Here is a 261-nt window from a genome sequence, read left to right as displayed (position 1 = left end):
ACGAGCCGACAGGCCTTCAACACCTGATGGTCCGACACGGCCAGGCCACGGCCGCGGAGCTCATCAGCCAGGAACCGGTATCCGAACTCCGGGTCATCGGCATGGGCATCGAGGACGGCGTTGGCGGCATGCGCGTCGGACCATTCCCGCTCGCTGACAGGTTCGGCCAGCCACTGGTAGTAGGCCTGACGGGAGAACCCGAGGACCCGGCAGGAGAGTTTCACGGGAATCCCGTCGCGGGCCAGGTCCTTCACGACGGGA

General features: G+C 66.7%; 1 pseudogene. It reads right to left on the bottom strand.

The features are described 5' to 3' along the window. Positions 1 to 261: pseudogene (locus tag NR072_RS07575) on the bottom strand (IS3 family transposase); the annotation flags it as partial.

This window comes from Micrococcus sp. Mcc89, assembly GCF_024519795.1.
GTDB lineage: Bacteria > Actinomycetota > Actinomycetes > Actinomycetales > Micrococcaceae > Micrococcus > Micrococcus luteus.
Note: the sequence above shows the minus strand (reverse complement) of the source record. Positions and strands in the feature narration are given on the sequence as shown.